General features: G+C 53.1%; 18 protein-coding genes, 1 tRNA gene and 1 rRNA gene. 14 read left to right on the top strand and 6 right to left on the bottom strand.

Annotated elements, in window-relative coordinates:
- Nucleotides 1-108 precede the first annotated feature (108 nt).
- Nucleotides 109-230, top strand: a 5S ribosomal RNA gene (gene rrf, locus H575_RS05070).
- 158 nt (nucleotides 231-388) lie between these two features.
- Here rrf and H575_RS05065 read toward each other — a convergent pair.
- Complete coding sequence (locus tag H575_RS05065) at nucleotides 389-703, bottom strand: hypothetical protein (RefSeq protein WP_211213858.1); 315 nt, start codon at nucleotides 701-703, stop codon at nucleotides 389-391.
- 165 nt (nucleotides 704-868) lie between these two features.
- Between H575_RS05065 and H575_RS05060 the strand changes: the two genes are divergently transcribed.
- Entirely contained in the window at nucleotides 869-1,900 is a 1,032-nt protein-coding gene (locus tag H575_RS05060) for an META domain-containing protein (RefSeq protein WP_042698889.1), read from the top strand.
- Between the two features lie 95 nt (nucleotides 1,901-1,995).
- Here the strand turns inward: H575_RS05060 and speB are convergent, their stop codons facing one another.
- Together speB and H575_RS05050 are read right to left on the bottom strand one after the other, a co-directional pair.
- Complete coding sequence (gene speB, locus H575_RS05055) at nucleotides 1,996-2,856, bottom strand: agmatinase (RefSeq protein ID WP_042698887.1); 861 nt, start codon at nucleotides 2,854-2,856, stop codon at nucleotides 1,996-1,998.
- A 21-nt stretch (nucleotides 2,857-2,877) separates the two neighbouring features.
- Nucleotides 2,878-3,261, bottom strand: coding sequence for a translation initiation factor IF-5A (locus H575_RS05050; protein WP_042698885.1), 384 nt, complete (start codon nucleotides 3,259-3,261; stop codon nucleotides 2,878-2,880).
- 34 nt (nucleotides 3,262-3,295) lie between these two features.
- On the opposite strand from H575_RS05050, the gene H575_RS05045 reads away from it, so the two are divergent.
- The 5 genes from H575_RS05045 to H575_RS05025 all read left to right on the top strand — a co-directional run bounded on the left by H575_RS05045 (nucleotide 3,296) and on the right by H575_RS05025 (nucleotide 7,266).
- Nucleotides 3,296-4,159 carry a bifunctional fructose-bisphosphatase/inositol-phosphate phosphatase gene (locus H575_RS05045; RefSeq protein ID WP_323383138.1) on the top strand — a complete coding sequence of 288 codons (864 nt, stop codon included), beginning with the start codon at nucleotides 3,296-3,298 and terminating at the stop codon, nucleotides 4,157-4,159.
- Entirely contained in the window at nucleotides 4,156-4,971 is an 816-nt protein-coding gene (locus tag H575_RS05040) for an NAD(+)/NADH kinase (RefSeq protein WP_042698880.1), read from the top strand. Before H575_RS05045 ends, H575_RS05040 begins: the two co-directional genes overlap by 4 nt.
- A gap of 35 nt (nucleotides 4,972-5,006) precedes the next feature.
- Nucleotides 5,007-5,696: a DUF169 domain-containing protein gene (locus tag H575_RS05035; RefSeq protein WP_042698878.1), complete on the top strand. Its 690-nt coding sequence runs from the start codon at nucleotides 5,007-5,009 to the stop codon at nucleotides 5,694-5,696.
- A 200-nt stretch (nucleotides 5,697-5,896) separates the two neighbouring features.
- The gene (locus H575_RS05030; protein WP_042698875.1) at nucleotides 5,897-6,076 is read left to right on the top strand and encodes a 4Fe-4S binding protein; all 180 of its coding nucleotides are present in this window, start codon (nucleotides 5,897-5,899) and stop codon (nucleotides 6,074-6,076) included.
- Nucleotides 6,073-7,266 carry an NAD(P)/FAD-dependent oxidoreductase gene (locus H575_RS05025; RefSeq protein WP_042698872.1) on the top strand — a complete coding sequence of 398 codons (1,194 nt, stop codon included), beginning with the start codon at nucleotides 6,073-6,075 and terminating at the stop codon, nucleotides 7,264-7,266. The genes H575_RS05030 and H575_RS05025 overlap by 4 nt, the downstream gene beginning before the upstream one ends.
- 8 nt (nucleotides 7,267-7,274) lie before the next feature.
- Here H575_RS05025 and H575_RS05020 read toward each other — a convergent pair whose 3' ends face one another.
- Together H575_RS05020 and H575_RS05015 are read right to left on the bottom strand one after the other, a co-directional pair.
- Nucleotides 7,275-8,072 carry a nitroreductase family protein gene (locus H575_RS05020; RefSeq protein WP_042698870.1) on the bottom strand — a complete coding sequence of 266 codons (798 nt, stop codon included), beginning with the start codon at nucleotides 8,070-8,072 and terminating at the stop codon, nucleotides 7,275-7,277.
- Nucleotides 8,073-8,109: 37 nt separating this feature from the next.
- Nucleotides 8,110-9,081, bottom strand: a complete 972-nt coding sequence (locus tag H575_RS05015; protein ID WP_042698868.1) for a DHH family phosphoesterase — start codon at nucleotides 9,079-9,081, stop codon at nucleotides 8,110-8,112.
- Between the two features lie 94 nt (nucleotides 9,082-9,175).
- Between H575_RS05015 and H575_RS05010 the strand changes: the two genes are divergently transcribed.
- Nucleotides 9,176-9,248 (top strand) — tRNA-Phe (locus H575_RS05010).
- A 95-nt stretch (nucleotides 9,249-9,343) separates the two neighbouring features.
- On the opposite strand, the gene H575_RS05005 is transcribed toward H575_RS05010, so the two are convergent.
- The gene (locus tag H575_RS05005; RefSeq protein ID WP_081406669.1) at nucleotides 9,344-10,612 is read right to left on the bottom strand and encodes a proteasome-activating nucleotidase; all 1,269 of its coding nucleotides are present in this window, start codon (nucleotides 10,610-10,612) and stop codon (nucleotides 9,344-9,346) included.
- 183 nt (nucleotides 10,613-10,795) lie between these two features.
- Between H575_RS05005 and H575_RS05000 the strand changes: the two genes are divergently transcribed.
- From H575_RS05000 to H575_RS04975, 6 genes are all read left to right on the top strand, one after another.
- Entirely contained in the window at nucleotides 10,796-11,311 is a 516-nt protein-coding gene (locus H575_RS05000) for a multiprotein bridging factor aMBF1 (protein WP_042698910.1), read from the top strand.
- Nucleotides 11,311-11,976, top strand: a complete 666-nt coding sequence (gene tpiA, locus H575_RS04995; protein WP_042698865.1) for a triose-phosphate isomerase — start codon at nucleotides 11,311-11,313, stop codon at nucleotides 11,974-11,976. Before H575_RS05000 ends, tpiA begins: the two co-directional genes overlap by 1 nt.
- 121 nt (nucleotides 11,977-12,097) lie before the next feature.
- A complete protein-coding gene (locus H575_RS04990) occupies nucleotides 12,098-12,799 on the top strand; it encodes a M23 family metallopeptidase (protein WP_042698862.1) in 702 nt (233 codons plus the stop codon).
- A gap of 127 nt (nucleotides 12,800-12,926) precedes the next feature.
- The gene (gene hcp, locus H575_RS04985; RefSeq protein ID WP_042698859.1) at nucleotides 12,927-14,504 is read left to right on the top strand and encodes a hydroxylamine reductase; all 1,578 of its coding nucleotides are present in this window, start codon (nucleotides 12,927-12,929) and stop codon (nucleotides 14,502-14,504) included.
- A 29-nt stretch (nucleotides 14,505-14,533) separates the two neighbouring features.
- Complete coding sequence (locus H575_RS04980) at nucleotides 14,534-15,229, top strand: ATP-binding protein (RefSeq protein WP_042698856.1); 696 nt, start codon at nucleotides 14,534-14,536, stop codon at nucleotides 15,227-15,229.
- Between the two features lie 236 nt (nucleotides 15,230-15,465).
- Entirely contained in the window at nucleotides 15,466-16,233 is a 768-nt protein-coding gene (locus H575_RS04975) for an SDR family oxidoreductase (RefSeq protein WP_042698854.1), read from the top strand.
- Nucleotides 16,234-16,348 lie beyond the last annotated feature (115 nt).

The following is a 16,348-nucleotide window of genomic DNA, read 5'->3' as shown; positions in this document are numbered from 1 at the left end:
ACGGCATATATGTTATGCCAGATTACTGTGCTAAGTTGGCGGAGCGGCCACGCGGTTGCCTGCAGAGCAACTCTACTCCCGTTCAAATCGGGAACTTAGCTTGGGGGATCATGCGGCCATAGCAGAGAGGTTCCACCCGGACCCATTCCGAACCCGGCAGTTAAGCTCTCTTGCGTCGGTCATTGTACTGAGATATGCGAATTCTCGGGAACTGGTCAACGCTGCACCCCCCCTTATTCTTTTGCAATGGTTTATTTGTGTTTTTTTAGTGTTGAGCGCAAGCTCTCATGTTTTGGTTGTCGTCCCCTCTTCTTTCGTCTTCTATCCGGATACCCCGGGGTATCCTGCATACAAGAAGAAAGAACGGGGGAAAATAAAAAAAGAGCGGTTATTTTTCGCGATGATAATACAGCTCAAAATACACATCGCAGAGTTTTCCCTCTGCAATCGTATATTTTCTAAAATCATTCCCGTCATTCAGCGTATATTCACCTTCTGTATCCCGCTCCCAGAACAGATCATACTGACGTTTGAGCGTCCCGTCACCGGAATCATACCAGAACTCCGACACCGTCCCGTCATCTGCAAACACATACGTCAGCTGAAAAAACATTCCTCCGTCAGCATACTCCTGATCTGCATGCCAGATACCTGTGATCTCATCATTTTTCGGGTCCATATAACCAAGTTGTATGCAAATCATGGTGTATTAATATTTGCGCCATTGTAGGTCCGCTGGAATGGGTTTGTTGATAATGTAAAAAAACACCAATATTTTTCAGGTTATTCGCTCGATACTCTTCAAATAACTGATAAAAAATTCGTAGTTAAAGCCAGTATTATAGGTAAGCGCGTCCAATAATAGTGTATGAAGTACACAAAACTCATACTCGCCGTTTTGGCAGTGATCATCGCTGGCGTAATCGCAGCAGGCTGCATCGCTCCGCAAAACAGCCAGACACCTCAGGGAGAGTGGATCCTTACCGGTATAGGTTCGGACAACACGCCCGTGATCGGCATAATCTCTCTAGAAATAACGGACACCGGCATCTCCGGAAACAGCGGGGTAAATGCCTACTTCGGCTCAGTTACCTTCGGTCCTGAAAACAATCTCACCATCACCGGTCTTGGATCGACAAAAATGGCGGGACCTGCAAATCTCATGCAGCAGGAACAGAAATACTACAACACCCTCAAAGCCGTAACCGGCTGGAAGATCATCGACGGGACCCTCACTCTCACTGACAACACCGGATCCGCGCTCCTTACATTTGCCGATGCTGCAAAAAGCCCGGCCGGAACCTGGACGCTTAATTCCGATCCGTCAGTGACCCTGTCCATCCTTCCCGACGGGACCATAAACGGCCGCGCCCCGGTCAACAGCTACTTTGGGACCTACACCCTCTCAGTCAGCAACGGGCTCGCCTTCGCCGGCATCGGCTCGACCCTCATGGCAGGAGACGACCCGCGAATGCAGAATGAGTCGGCCTTCTTCACCGCGCTGAACAACGTATCCGGCTGCAAACTTGAGAACAGCACCCTCCATCTCACCGACAGCGCAGGAGCCGTTCTCCTGACCTTCACCAAAACCCCTGCTATCGTTGGAAAATGGCTTCTTGCATCTGATCAGAATGTTACCCTGCACTTCAATGCCGACGGATCATTAGGCGGACTGGCTCCAGTCAATGTCTACGGCGGATCGTATACGGCCGCAGACAGCACTCTTTCAGTCGGTGACGACATCATCTCGACTATGATGGCGGGAACAGATGAAGAAATGCAGGCTGAATTTGCCTTCTTCGCTGCGCTCAAAGCATCAGCCGGCTACAAGATCATCGACGGAAGCCTGATCATCACCGACAAAGACGGAACAGAACTTCTGGTCCTTCTTCAGGGATAACCTCCCTCTTTTTTCAGACTGTGTAAAAATCGTGCCGCACGTCCATCTTAATCATTCAGAAAAAAAGCAAGCTGATGAAGATCAGCAGAAATGATTCAGTCGTAACGTTTCGGCGTACATGCATGTCCGGCGATAAACTCGCGGATCAGGTGCGCTGCGACCATCGCCGTTTGCCCCGCATCATTTGGGAGGACCTCTACATAATCAAAGCCGACCGCCTGTTTTGCCAGGGCGCGGATCACCTCACGCACATCACCCGGGGTAAGTCCGAACGGTTCGGGCGTTCCAAGACCCGGCGTCAAACAGCTGTCGATCGAATCTGCATCGATCGAAAGATACAAAGACTCTGTTCCGACAAGCTTTGCAACGTCAGCCAGTACAGAACCGATCCCCCTGCTTTTCACCTCATCCGCCGTAAAGACATGATACATCTCCCGTGCACGGACAAACTCCTCCCTCGATCCGCTGCGCGCTCCGATGATGATGATTTGTGAAGTAACGTCATGCACCCGCGCCGTCACGCAGTCATGATTAAACGGCGACCCGCGATACTCATCCTGCATATCAAGATGGGCATCACAGACAACATACCAGGTTGGCTGCAGAGCTCTCACCGCTCCGATCGTTACTGAATGCTCTCCGCCCATCATCACCGGGATCTTTTCATCTTTGATAAGATCCAAAACAACATCCTCCACCTGATCGACAACCAGATCCGGCAGACACTCTGCATACAGATCACCCATGTCGTGAAACGGGATATCTGGAAGTTCTATATCATAATAGGGATTGTAGGTCTCGATATTATAGGAGGCTGCACGGATCGCCGCCGGCGCATCCCGGCATCCCGGCTTATAAGATGTTGTTCCGTCAAAAGGGACGCCGAATATTCCATATGCTGCGTCAGAATATGCAGTTTCCGCATCCGCAAAAAGAGTGTTAGAAAAAGACTGCATAGATGGAATTATTGTGCAGTCTTAAAGGTCAAGCTTGCGCTTGCCAAGCGACTCGATGTAAGGAACTTCCTGAGCCGGCTGGAATGATGCCAGAACGTGTGCGTCCTCTACAATTAATTCAAAGTTATTGAAGTCTTTCATATCCATGAACGTGACAACGTTTCCTGCGATCGTCAGGATCTGTCCGGTCTTTCTCTCAACGATCGGTGCATAGACCGTCGCCGATGTCGGTGAGACGACTGAGCGTTTCTGTCCGTCGAAAAGACCGACTACATCTAAACGCGCCTTAGCTGCTCCGTGTTTTCCTGGTTTGGAGATGGAGATGCTCTGGATCTTGCATGGTTCATCGTCGACGACAACGTAACGACCTTCTTTCAGTTTTCCAACTTCAGTCTGTTCCTTCATAGTATATCTCTCTAAGTATGGGAGGTAATTGCTTATGAGTGTTACTACACCCCGTGGGCGGGCAAGTATTCATGTGGATATCCCGCCAATAGAACTAATACGTATGGATCCCGCAGAGTTTCTTTCAGTTTGCGATAAAATCGCGCCCATGGTTGAGGAAGCGCTGGCTCCCCTCATCGGGACAGAGTACGGCGCCGCAGAACTCTGCATGGGTGCGGACAACACCCCGACCGAACGTCTCGATAAAATCGCCGAAGATATCATCCTCGCTGTGTTCCGGTCACGAAAAGTCTGCAGAGCCGTCCTCTCTGAAGAAGCCGGCCTGGTCACCGACATTGGCGGAGAATCCGGTCTCGCCTATCTCGATCCGGTCGACGGCTCATTCAATGCCGGCGCGGGCATTCCCTTTTATGCGCTGTCGATCGGATTATCCGAAGGAGGGGTCATGACCGCAGGTTATGTCAGAAATCTCGCGAACAAAGAGACCTTCACGGCGATCCGCGGCAAAGGCGCCTTCCTTGACGGACGCCCGATCCGTGTTTCGAAAAAAGCCGAGCTGAACATCTCGGCAATGAGCATCTACGCACGTGCGCCGGAGATGATCTCCCTTCTCGAAAAGGGTATGCGTACCCGCCGGGGACGAAAACTCGGCGCCTCTGCGCTGGAACTCTGCTATGTCGCCTGCGGAAGGCTCGAAGGATTTTTAGATCTTCGCACAACCCTGCGGATCACCGACGCCGCCGCCGGGATGTTCATCTGCGAAGAGGCCGGAGGCATTGTTACGCAGCCTGACGGATCGCCGGTTGCGTTTCCCGATGATGTATGCGCCGGCCGCCCTCTCCTCGCGGCCAACCCGGTGATCCACGCAAAAGTGTCAGAGATACTGAGGTCAAAATGAAGATCTGTATCGTATCCCGGATAGATTATAAAGAGCCGGTCGAACTTGCCCAGTCGATCGGTTGGATGCTTCGCGACCTGGGTCACGAAGTCGTGTATGAACAGTCGGTTGCCGCCGAACTCGGCTATACGCCTGTCTCGCTGTCGGAGGATTTCTCAGCCGATCTTATCGTCGTTCTCGGCGGTGACGGCAGTGTGCTCCGGACCATCCGGATGCTGGACCGCCAGGTCCCTGTCGTCGGGATCAACCAGGGGCAGGTCGGGTTTTTAACGGATATCGAACGGGACAAAGCTGAAGAGATCCTCACCTCCCTTTCCCTGCCGCTCCCTCTTGATCCCCGCATGCGGATATCCATAGAATACAACGGCAGATCCGTCGGATCGGCGCTCAACGAGGCGGTCATCGTGACCTCCCGGCCGGCAAAGATCCTCAAGTTTGAGGTGTTCATCAACGGAAAACAGATCGATGAGTTCCGTGCGGACGGGCTGATCATCGGGACGCCGACCGGTTCGACCGCCTATGCGATGAGTGCCGGCGGGCCGATCGTCGACTCGACGATCGAAGCGATGCTTTTAGTCCCGCTTGCTCCCTACATGCTCTCTTCGCGCCCGTACCTGATCAACTCTAAAAGCGAAGTCGAGATCCGCCTTGTCTCCGTCAAACCCGCGCTGCTGGTGATCGACGGTCAGGATCAGTATGAAATCGGTGAAAATGCCAGACTGCTCATCCGAAAATCCTCACAACCCGCTCTCTTCGTCGATGTTGGCAGAGGATTTTTTGACAAGGTCGAGCAGAAACTGCGTCTTCTATGAACGATATTAAATAATCAAATGACGTATTTTACCTCATGACAGATTATGCAAAAATCTCGGCGACCCTTAAGGAAGCCCTTCACCTTACCGGCTCGCCGGTCGCGGTAAAACTCGCATCGTCTCCTGAGCAGATCCCTGCCGGCATCCCTGAGATCGAAGAGACCGTTCGTCATTGTCGGATGGTTTCCCTCGCACGGGAAGGAAAGATCTTTTTTGCACCTGACGCCAAACATCAGTGCGGCGGGGGTGCCTGGGTCCTTGGTCTGCGTGAGATCGGTCCCTCGATGGACTCCGGCGAACACTACCTGAAACTTGGAAAGTACAGTTCGCTTGGTGCAAGCAAACGCACTGTATATAATGTTCCTGCTCTGCCGCTTTCGACTTACGCTACGGTCTATGCCCCCCTGGAAAAAGCAACCTTCGTTCCGGATGTCGTGATCATCTTCGCCAATCCGTTTGCCATGCTGAAACTTGCCCAGTCTACGCTTTTCCGGCTTGGCGGAAGGCTCTATCCTGAGTTTGCCGGCATCCAGTCGATCTGCTCGGATGCGACCGCCTATGTGTATCAGAACGGCGAACCGAACTTCTCTCTCGGGTGTGACGGTTCACGCAAATTCTCCGGCATCGCCGACGAAGAGATGGTCGCCGGTCTCCCGGCCGAGCGGCTGGAAGAGTTGGCTGAAGCCGTTTTGAAGGTCACGACCGCCCCGGGTTCGAAAAAATAACTCCCCTTTTTTTACCACAAGCCGGTGATCCATCCGTAGATCCCGTACACGACACAGCCGATCGCCACGATCATCAGCACGATGTACATCAGACTCGGTCTTGTCCTTTCATCCGCATCCATACAACCATGTTGTTTGTCTGACGATATAAGGCTCCCGCAGAGCAAACTATTAAACGGCTGAAACAAATTATTAAGACGATGATTCATATTCGACGAGATGTCTGCGGATACTGCGGAGCCTGTGTTTCCGTCTGTCCGAGAGGGGCCCTCGAACTCATCGATGCCTATCTGACCGTTGACGAGACCCTCTGTAAAAGCAAATGTAAGATTTGTTCTACGGTCTGCCCGCTTGGGGCGATCGTACTGGAGGAACAATGAAGGAAGCATACGATGTTTTGGTTGTCGGCGGAGGTCCTGGGGGAGCTCTTGCTGCAAAGGCCGCTGCCGAGCAGGGTCTTTCCGTTCTCCTCGTCGAAAAACGCCCGGCAATCGGGGCCCCCGTCCGCTGTGCGGAGGGTATCGGCAAGGAAGCGCTGGCAGAGTTCATCGATCCCGATCCGAAATGGATCGCTGCTGATCTCGACAAGGCGGTTTTGATCGGACCTGACGGAACGAAGTTCACCATCGGCGGCGAACATGCCGGAGGAAAAGTCGGCTACGTTCTTGACCGGAAGGTCTTCGATCGTGAACTGGTCTGGCAGGCCGCCGAGGCAGGCGCCGAGATCCAGGTACACGCTCGTGCGTCCGCTCCGATCATGATCAACGGCAAGGTCTCCGGCGCTGTTATCCATCAGCATGGAAAAACCTATGAAGTCCGTGCCAAAGTCGTTATTGCGGCCGATGGTGTCGAGTCGAAGTTTGCCAAATGGGCAGGTATCAACACGACCGTTCCGCTTGCCGAGCTTGAGACCTGCGCCCAGTACATCGTGAACGATATCGACATAGACGAACGGGCAAATCTGTTCTACTTCTCATATACGGACGCACCTTGGGGATACATCTGGGTTTTCCCGAAGGGTCACCGGTGTGCGAATGTCGGTATCGGCATTGCCGGCACGAAATCCGGCGAAGGGCACCGTGCGAAGGATTATCTCGACAGGTTCATTGCCCGCGAGTTCCCGAACGGAAAGATCACCGAGCTGATCGTAGGCGGCGTCTCCGTCTGCAAGCCGCTGGAATGCACGGTCGCCGACAATCTGCTCATCGTCGGCGATGCCGCCCGTTTATCCGATCCGATCACCGGCGGAGGTATCTACAATGCGATGTACACCGGAAGGCTTGCGGGCGAAGTTGCCGCATCCGCGCTGAAAAAGGGGGATACCTCGAAAAAAGCGCTGATGGTGTATGACGAGACCTGGCGAAACGGCCACCTTGGTCATGCCCTTGCAAGAAACTATGCGGTAAAAGAGGCGTTCATCAAAATGGATGATGCGAAGTTCAACTCGATCGTCCATTCGATGACGGATCTTTCTCTTGATGAGATCACGGTCAAATCACTGGTGATTGCAATATTCAAGGCAAACCCCTGGCTCGCTCTTGAGCTGCCGCGGTTGCTTCTCACCCTCTAAATCTTTTTTTATGTCCAGATGATGTCAGGCATCTCCCGCAGCGGGATGTTTTTGAATGTGTATTTTGGGTGACCGGCAAGGAGTGCGAACTGCGCTTTGCAGGTGTCAGGAATGCCGAGGGTTTTTGTAAGCTGCGGGAATGCGCCCAGAAGGATCATGACAAATCCTGCCCAGCAGGTCCCGAGCCCGATCGACGGGGCATAGATATCAGCATAGGTGAGGGAGATGATGCTGTCGACAAGACCCAGGTCCTCTTTAGGATCGGCAGCTGCGATGAGAAGCGCGGGGGCGTTTCTGCAGACAACATCGTTTCCTGCATCCAGTTTCCGGAGAAGTCCGGATGCGAGCCCGTACATGCGGTGTTCCTTTGGAACCGTTCTGAGGAGTTCGGCGGCTGCGGAGACGAATGCCTTTACTTTTTCCGGGTCATTGACGACGATCCAGATGACGGGATGTGCATTACATCCTGACGGCGCATGGGCGGTTATCGCGATGAGTTCTTCGCATTCGTCGTCTGATACGGGCGTGTCTTTCCAGCGGCGGATAGACCGGCGGCTTTTGAGATGGCGGGCAAGGATCTTTTGGTCGGCGAAACCAGCCGGTTCGGTTTCCAGATCGATATGCATGGCGCCGGTCGGGCAGACGGCTATGCAGTGTCCGCAGGATATGCAGTCAGGTCCGGGATGGACGACCGGGGAGGCGTCTGCATCCTGCCGGATAATGTTGTTTGGGCAGATGTCAGTGCACGATCCGCAGGTGGTGCAGATCCCGTAGTTTATCATAATATGGCCGGAAAGGTTGGTCATATGCTAGTATTGGACTGCGGATAAAAAAAGTGTGCGGTCAGAGGTTTTCTGCCGCGGCGATGAAAGGTTTGGCGCCGGAGACTCTTCTGAAGAGTTTGAGCATCCACTTCTCTTTCCAGGTGTAGTTGAAGCTTCCTCCGGATGCATTCGGGTGCCCTCCTCCGCCGAACTGTCTGGCTATCAGGTGGCTGATCTCCGGAACACTGCGGAGAGAGAACTTTCCATTGTCGAAGACAAGAAGTTCGATGTCGGTTTTCAGCTGCCTGCGTGCTTCTGCTGAGGTCTCGCTTGGGTAGCCGTAGGCCGGCATAACGGCGATCGTGTATTTTCCCCGGTATATTTTCGCGGCTCTGATGCTTTTTTTCATACACTTGTTTTTGTCGTGCTCGATTTTCTCAAAGATGCGGGAGACTTCTTCGTCGATGATGATTCCTTTCGCGAGTTTGTCCCGGATGAGTCTGAGGTTTTCCTGTTTGGAGGTGACGATGCCGAGTTTTGCGGATCTTGGGTCCTGGTGTTTCCAGAGGTCGTAGTCACATACAACGCCGGCAACTTCGCGTGCGCTTTGATTGTCTTTGGCAAAGACCGAGGCAACGACGCCGGTGGCACATTTTGTCGTGTCTACGATGAGGGTCTGGACAAATGGTATGACCTTGTGTTTTTCCGCCTCGGTCCATTTGTGGTGGTCGTACCACTGGATGATCCAGCCTGCTGCGTGGGCTTTTCGTATCTGGTCTTCGACGCCGTTTTGATAACCGAGATCGCTGATGATGAGGGTGTCTCCTTTCCCGTTGCATCCGCCAACCTGCGCGAGAAACCAGCCGAACCGCCCGACGGATGAGAAGAGGGTGAGGATCTCGTCGCCGAATGTCATCCGGCAGACCGCATCCGATCCTGCGGCGTCCAAGTCGTTATGGGTCAGGTGGACGATATGTGTGGTTCGTCCGACGATTTTTTCCTGAAGGGTCTGTTTATTGGTTCCGTTTTTTGTATTGGCGCTCTTGACCATTGTGTAGTAGTGGGTTTTTGGAATGGATAAGGTGTTTGAGAGATGCAATCAGATTATTATAAATAGTTATTATGCTAACATTAGTTACGCAAGAGCCTTTATAGCTCAGTCGGGAGAGCGCCAGACTGAAGATCTGGTTGTCGCCGGTTCAATTCCGGCTGAAGGCATGCTATTGTCCTTTTTTTAAATTGTGATCAACGCTATTTATGTGATTTGTTGCTCGTCGATATTTTCGCGCAAGTTCTATTAAAAAAAGTAAAAATTATGAATACATCCCGTCGGGAATCGGCGTGAGCTTTGCGTTCCTTCCCTGTTTCACCGCCGTTATCGCCTGAACAAAATCCTCTCCGGAGATCTTTGTCCTCCCTGCCCGGACGGCGTTCATACCTGCCTCAACACAGATGGCCATAAGCTCAGATCCGTTCATATTCTCCGTCTCCTTCGCGATCTTCTCCAGTGAAACGGTCCTGTTCAGATGCATCTTTTTTGTGTGGATAGCAAGGATCATTCTCCGTCCCTCCTCATCCGGAAGCGGGAACTCAATGATCCGGTCGAATCTTCCCGGGCGGAGCAGCGCCTGATCCAGAATATCCATCCGGTTCGTCGCCGCGATGATCTTCACATTTCCCCGGGTATTGAACCCGTCAAGTTCGGATAACAGCTGCATCAGTGTCCGGTTCACCTCATGATCCCCGGCTGAATACGCTTCATTGCTGCGTGAGGAACCGATCGCGTCGATCTCGTCGATGAATATGATCGCCGGCGCCTTTTCCCGTGCAAGGGCAAACAGCTCTCTGACGAGCCGCGCCCCCTCTCCGATATACTTCTGCACGAGTTCGGACCCCACGACCCGGATGAATGCGGCGTTCGTCTCATGAGAAACCGCTTTTGCGAGCAGCGTCTTTCCCGTACCCGGCGGACCCACAAGCAGGACCCCTTTCGGCGGCTCGATGCCCACCTTTTCAAACAGCTCCGGTTTCAGGAGCGGGAGTTCCACCGCTTCCCGGAGAAGGATCTTCTGCCGGTCGAGTCCGCCGATATCCTCGTAGTTCACCTCAGGCGCCCTCTCCACCTCCATACCCGAGATCATCGTATCATATTTGTTCGGCAGCACCTCTACAAGAACAAACGACTGGGGATGCAGAGCGCACTGTCTTCCCGGAACAAGCTCCGCTGAATTGACTGTCTCGCTCACTTTCGAAAGAAATTGCGGGCCTGTCGTGCTTCGAACGATGACCCGGTCACCGGATGCGAGCGCCTCAATCGTTCCGATCACCAGCGGAGGAGTGCGATATTGTTCCAGCTCGCCTTTGAGTTTTTTTGCCTCGCGTTTATACTGATCCCTTTCCGATTCCACAGCTGCCGACTGCAGTCTGAGCTGCCGGACCGTCTCACGCAGCTCATAGTTGCGTCCCTCGAGGGCAATATTGGTCTTTCTGAGTTGTGCAAGCTCCTCTGATGAAATAACCGGTTCTACCGAGATGGTCGGCTTGATCACATCCGGGTCGTCATCCTGCCCTGGTTCAGTCATGGTATTACCCTATGTTTGGTATATCTGATGAATTGAGTAAAGTATCTTTCGGAATGCCGTATCTGGTGTTTTGAGGAAAATGCTGAAAAATCATCTGACTGCGGACCCTTCGGCTGTCCACTGATTGCCGGATAGGAAAAGGGTTAATGTATGCGAGGGAAAATATAGATGAGCGAGTATATCATGCAGACAGAATATTGTGAGTTATGCGGGGCAGCAATGACAAAGAAAGGCAAACTGGTGCAGATCGAGGGGGCTAAACCCATGAGGGTTTGTGATAAGTGCGCCAAACTCGGTACCGAGGTCCAGGCTCCCCGTGCTCCGGTCCAGTCGTTCGGCCGCCCGACGGTCGTGACGAAGACCCCCTCAAAGGGAAGTCAGCAGCAGGCGAACCGCAAGCGGGATATGTTCGATTTCATCGAGGGCGATATCGTTGAGGATTATCCTCAGAAGATCGCAGCCGCCCGCCTGGCAAAGGGTTTTTCCCAGAAGGATCTTGCGTTTGTTTTGAAGATGCAGGAGGGAGATATCAAGAAGTTCGAACGCGGCGACCGTGCGCCGACCGAGGCGGAACGAAAGAAGCTTGAGAAGGAACTTGACATCGTGCTTCTGGATACGGCAGATGATGATGATAAACTGCAAAAGGGCGGGGTCGCGTCGACAACGCTCGGAGATGTTCTGCAGGTGAAGAGGAAATAATGTCGTCGCCGCTTATTCTTGTGAACTTCAAGTCATATCGTGAAGGCGCGGGCAATTCGGCAGGGCAGATCGGTTCTGCCGCGGAGCTCGTTATGCAGGAGTCAGGGGTCACGATCGGGGTCGCTCCGCAGTTTGTGGAGCTGCACCCGTTCTGCAGGCATTACGAGATCCCGGTGTATGCTCAGCACATCGATGCGGTGGAAGGGGCATTCACCGGCAGGATCCCTGCATTCACCGTGCGGGCGGCGGGCTGTGTGGGTTCGCTGATCAATCACTCGGAACGCCGGCTGACGATCGCGGAGATCGAGGCATGCGTGGAGGCGGCGAAGTTCAATCATCTGGAGTCGGTGGTCTGCACGAATAATGTGGGAGTTTCCGCGGCGGCGGCGGCGTTTTCGCCGACATATGTCGCGGTCGAGCCGCCGGAGCTGATCGGATCAGGAATCTCGGTCACAAAGGCGAATCCGGATATCATCAGAAACTCGGTCGCTGCAGTGAAACGGATCAGCCCGGAGGTGAAGGTCCTCTGCGGTGCAGGCATCCAGTCGGGTGAGTGCGTGAAGACCGCGGTCGATCTTGGAGCGGACGGTGTTCTGCTGGCTTCAAGCGTGGTGAAGGCAAAGGATCCGGAGGCCGTGCTCCGCGATCTGGTGTCTCTGCTGTAAAATACTCTGATCTTCTTTTTTTGGTCTGATTTTATCCCCGGGTAAATGATTAAGGGGATTGGGCGGTCAACAATAATTATGATGAAATGACTGCAGGAATACTCCTCTGCGGAGAGATCAGATGAACACTGAGGATAAGCCGATCATCGCGGCGTTTCCTTTGCGGGGAGAATGGCTCTCTCCAAACACGCCCGGGACAAAAATACCGAGTCACGGCACAGACCGGTTTGGAACACGCTATGCGTATGACTTTATTCAGGTGGACTGGAAGAGAAAGGGCAATCCCGCCTATCGCGTGAGTTTCCTGCACTATCTTCTCTTCGGGGTCCCCTTAAAGGAGTATTACTGCTGGGGCCAAAACGTGTATGCGCCGTGCGGCGGGACCGTTCTCCGGGCAGAGGACGGCTGCGAAGAACGGCCGCGCACGCATTTTCTCTCGGACCTTGTCAACGCATACAAAAATGCGCATTATTTCGATCCGGCAAAGGACGATGTACAACAGGTTGCGGGCAACTACATTATTCTGCAGTGCGGCAAAAATGTCTACGCTGCGCTCGTCCATCTTCAAAAAGGATCGATCTCTGTTACTCCTGGACAGAAGATCAGCAAAGGGGATCTGCTTGGAAGAGTAGGTCACTCCGGCAATTCGTTTGCTCCCCATCTGCATTTTCAGCTTATGGACAGCAGCGACATAGCGACGGCAAACGGCATTCCGTGTGCGTTTGAAAAGTATGAGGTCTGTCAAAACGGCGTATGGATCCCGGTTTCTAACGATATTCCGACAAATAAAGACAAAATCAGGGCGTCTCCGCAATCATTCTGATCAGGATGTTCCCCCTCTTTTCTGCCGTTATCACGGCCTCTCCAAAGTATGTTTTTGGAAACTCTTCATTATTAATATATTTGTCGATAATATGATTAGTATACAAAAGATAGCGAGGTAAAAAAACATGTATTGTCAGCAATGTCAGGAATCAAAAATCCCCGCCTGCTCCCTTGGAGGCGTATGCGGAAAAAGCAAAACGACCGCCGCATATCAGGACGCCGTCCTCTATGCCCTCTCGGGACTTGCCTACCGGCTTGAAGCAGCCGGAAAAATCGTCGACCCGTTCGCTGCAGAAGTTCTCTTCGCAACGCTCACCAACGTCAGTTTCGACAACGCCCGCTTTTCTGTCTATCTCGAACGGATCATAGCCCAGAGAGACAGACTTCCCAAAGTCGCAGGCGAACCAAAGGAATGCTCCTGGAACCCGACTTCCGAAGAAGACATCCTCAGCGCAAAAGAGATCTCCCTTGACGCAATCGAAAATGCAGACATCCGCTCTCTGTATTCTCTGCTTCTCTTCGGACTCAAAGGTCTTGCAGCCTACTACTCCCATGCAGTCGTCCTTGGAAAAACCGACGACACCATTCTTTCGTTCATCACCAAAGGTCTTGCCTCCCGGTCAAAACCGCTCTCGGCGGATGAAAGGACCGCGCTTGTTCTCGAATGCGGAAAGGTCGGCGTCACCTGCCTTGCCCTTTTGGACACGGCAAACCACGCATACGGCGTCCCTGAGATCACCAAAGTCAACACGACGCCCGGAAACCGCCCGGGGATCTTAGTTACTGGTCACGACTTAAAAGACCTCAAAGACCTCCTGCAGGCAACGCAGAATGCCGGCATCGACATCTACACCCACGGCGAAATGCTTCCGGCGCATGCCTATCCCGCATTAAAAAAGTATCCGCACCTCAAAGGAAACTACGGAACCTCCTGGGCCAACCAGAGAGCGGAGATGGCGAAATTCAACGGCCCGATCCTGTTTACGACCAACTGTCTTGTGCCGCCCGGACCGGAGTATAAACACCTCGTGTTCACAACCGGCGCCGTCGGCTTCCCCGGATGTCACCACATCCCCGACTCGCCGAACGGAAAGGACTTCTCGCTCCTGATCGATCTTGCCCGCAGAGCTGCTCCGCCTACCGATCTGCACACGCCGGAACTTCTTACCGGCTGCGCCCACGAGGCGGTACTTTCGCTCGCCGGCAAAGTGATCGAACTCATCAACACCGGAAAGATCAGACGGTTTGTGGTAATGGCAGGCTGCGACGGCAGAGATCCGGCACGAAGCTACTACACCGAATTTGCCAAAGCTCTTCCGAAAGACACCGTCATCTTAACCGCGGGATGCGCAAAATACCGGTACAACGCCCTTGACCTCGGCGACATCGACGGGATCCCCAGGTTTCTCGATGCAGGACAGTGCAATGATTCCTACAGTCTTGTGGTCATCGCCCTTGCCCTTGCAGATGCCTTCAAATGCGGCGTAAACGAACTGCCGATCTCCTACAACATCGCCTGGTATGAACAAAAGGCGGTCCTTGTGCTGCTCGCTCTCCTCTCGCTCGGCGTCAAAGACATCATGCTCGGTCCCTCACTCCCGACCTTCGTTACGCCGGCCGTTTTGGATGTCCTCGTCAAGACGTTTGGTCTGCAGCCTTCAACGACCGTTGATGCCGACTTACAAACCCTTAAGTGTGTGTAACCACACACTTCCCTATTTGGAACAGGATCATGCTGAGAAAAATCATCAGAATCGACGAAGAAAAATGCAATGGATGCGGAGAGTGTGCCAAGGCCTGCCATGAAGGCGCTATCCAGATGGTTGACGGCAAGGCAAAGCTCGTTTTCGAGAACTACTGTGATGGTCTTGGCGACTGTCTTCCCGTCTGTCCGACGGACGCGATCTCGTTTGAAGAACGGGAAGCCCCGGCATATAACGAAGCTGCCGTGAAAGAGGCAAAAATGAACGCACCCGCTCCCCTTCCCTGCGGATGTCCCGGGACCGAATCGAAGGTCATCAAACGCGAGCAAACCTGCAATGTCGACGCTCCCTCTCCACAGTCCAGCCAGCTCTCTCACTGGCCGGTGCAGATCAAACTTGTTCCGGTCAATGCCCCGTATTTTGACGGCGCACATCTGCTGATCGCGGCGGATTGTACTGCCTATGCGTACGGGAATTTCCATAATGAGTTTATCCGGAACAAGACGGTGATCGTCGGCTGCCCGAAACTGGATGCGGTCGATTATACCGAAAAGCTGACGGCGATCATCAAGAATAATGATATCCAAAGCATGACCGTTGTCAGAATGGAGGTCCCGTGCTGCGGAGGTCTCGAAGCAGCTGCCAAGAATGCTCTCAAAGCCAGCGGGAAGTTTATTCCCTGGCAGATCGTGACCATCTCAACGGACGGCAGGATCATTTCGTGAACCGGAAACGAACCTGGTTCAAGTAATTTTTCACGCTCCTCCTAAACACAGTGAAGCAGACGGATATCTCCGGTCTGCAGCCTTTTTTTCGTCGCTTTTGAAAGTCACCAGCCTTTTGGATGTCTGATTTATCACACAAACCTTTATCTTTGTATAAACGAATGGGGAAATCAGTCCAAGATTGTGCTGAATGACCGAGTATTTGCATGAGAGCGCTGAGGACTGAGGTTACAAAAATGAGCACATTATTTGATTTAACCGGCAAAGTGGCCGCCGTTACCGGCGCCTCTTCAGGTCTTGGTCTGCAGATGGCAAAAGCGCTTGCCCGTCAGGGAGCCGATGTGGCGCTTCTTGCGCGAAGGATCGAAAAATTACACGAGGCAAAAGCTGAGATCGAGAAAATTGGAGTGCGCTGCCTCCCGGTCCAGTGTGATGTTTTAGATAATGCGCAGATCACTGCGGCTGTTAAAACCATCAAGGATCATTACGGAAAGATCGACATCCTCGTAAATAATGCCGGCATCGGGCTGTTTGCCCCTGCCGAAGAGACCCCTGACGAACTCTGGAACAAAATGGTCGATATGAACCTCAGCAGTGTGTTCTTTGTCGCCCGCGAGTTCGGCAAAGAGATGGTCCGAAATAAGTACGGCAAGATCATCAACACGGGATCGATCCACAGCAGTGTGGCGATGTCGGGTCTGCCGCTCAGCGCCTACTGTTCGACCAAAGGCGCGGTCCTGATGATGACCAAGGCGCTCGCAAACGAATGGGCAAAGTACAATATCACGGTCAATGCGATAGGTCCGGCCTACTTCCCAAGTGAAATGACCGATGCGGTCATAAGCGACCCGGCGTTTCAGGAGGTCGTCAAAACCTACTGCCCTATGCAGAGAACAGGAAGAGAGGGCGAGCTCGACGGTGCTGTCGTCTACTTCGCATCGGATGCATCCAGCTATACTACCGGGCAGCTTCTGTCAATTGACGGCGGCTGGACCGCGATCTAGGTTTGGATCCGGGCGTCCTTACCCATCCTATTTTTTTGCTGAAAAGTTGTGATAAGAGGGAATAATGTGGCTGCGGGCGTGAGGCGGGACCTTGTGGTCCCTTTGTTGAGGCGGG

Origin of the sequence: Methanocorpusculum bavaricum DSM 4179 (assembly GCF_000430905.1) — an archaeon.
In the GTDB taxonomy this organism is placed as follows: domain Archaea; phylum Halobacteriota; class Methanomicrobia; order Methanomicrobiales; family Methanocorpusculaceae; genus Methanocorpusculum; species Methanocorpusculum parvum.
The sequence above is the reverse complement of the archived record's forward strand: the minus strand, read 5'-3'. Positions and strand labels throughout refer to the sequence as shown.

Coding starts and splice junctions, on each gene's coding strand:
- H575_RS05005 (WP_081406669.1), bottom strand. CDS start 10,612: ATGACTGAACCAGGGCAGGATGACGACCCGGATGTGATCAAGCCGACC.
- H575_RS05000 (WP_042698910.1), top strand. CDS start 10,796: ATGCAGACAGAATATTGTGAGTTATGCGGGGCAGCAATGACAAAGAAA.
- speB (WP_042698887.1), bottom strand. CDS start 2,856: ATGCAGTCTTTTTCTAACACTCTTTTTGCGGATGCGGAAACTGCATAT.
- hcp (WP_042698859.1), top strand. CDS start 12,927: ATGTATTGTCAGCAATGTCAGGAATCAAAAATCCCCGCCTGCTCCCTT.
- H575_RS05060 (WP_042698889.1), top strand. CDS start 869: ATGAAGTACACAAAACTCATACTCGCCGTTTTGGCAGTGATCATCGCT.
- H575_RS04990 (WP_042698862.1), top strand. CDS start 12,098: ATGAACACTGAGGATAAGCCGATCATCGCGGCGTTTCCTTTGCGGGGA.
- H575_RS05015 (WP_042698868.1), bottom strand. CDS start 9,081: ATGGTCAAGAGCGCCAATACAAAAAACGGAACCAATAAACAGACCCTT.
- H575_RS05045 (WP_323383138.1), top strand. CDS start 3,296: ATGAGTGTTACTACACCCCGTGGGCGGGCAAGTATTCATGTGGATATC.
- H575_RS05020 (WP_042698870.1), bottom strand. CDS start 8,072: ATGACCAACCTTTCCGGCCATATTATGATAAACTACGGGATCTGCACC.
- H575_RS05035 (WP_042698878.1), top strand. CDS start 5,007: ATGACAGATTATGCAAAAATCTCGGCGACCCTTAAGGAAGCCCTTCAC.
- H575_RS04980 (WP_042698856.1), top strand. CDS start 14,534: ATGCTGAGAAAAATCATCAGAATCGACGAAGAAAAATGCAATGGATGC.
- H575_RS05050 (WP_042698885.1), bottom strand. CDS start 3,261: ATGAAGGAACAGACTGAAGTTGGAAAACTGAAAGAAGGTCGTTACGTT.
- H575_RS05040 (WP_042698880.1), top strand. CDS start 4,156: ATGAAGATCTGTATCGTATCCCGGATAGATTATAAAGAGCCGGTCGAA.
- H575_RS05030 (WP_042698875.1), top strand. CDS start 5,897: ATGATTCATATTCGACGAGATGTCTGCGGATACTGCGGAGCCTGTGTT.
- H575_RS04975 (WP_042698854.1), top strand. CDS start 15,466: ATGAGCACATTATTTGATTTAACCGGCAAAGTGGCCGCCGTTACCGGC.
- H575_RS05065 (WP_211213858.1), bottom strand. CDS start 703: ATGATTTGCATACAACTTGGTTATATGGACCCGAAAAATGATGAGATC.
- tpiA (WP_042698865.1), top strand. CDS start 11,311: ATGTCGTCGCCGCTTATTCTTGTGAACTTCAAGTCATATCGTGAAGGC.
- H575_RS05025 (WP_042698872.1), top strand. CDS start 6,073: ATGAAGGAAGCATACGATGTTTTGGTTGTCGGCGGAGGTCCTGGGGGA.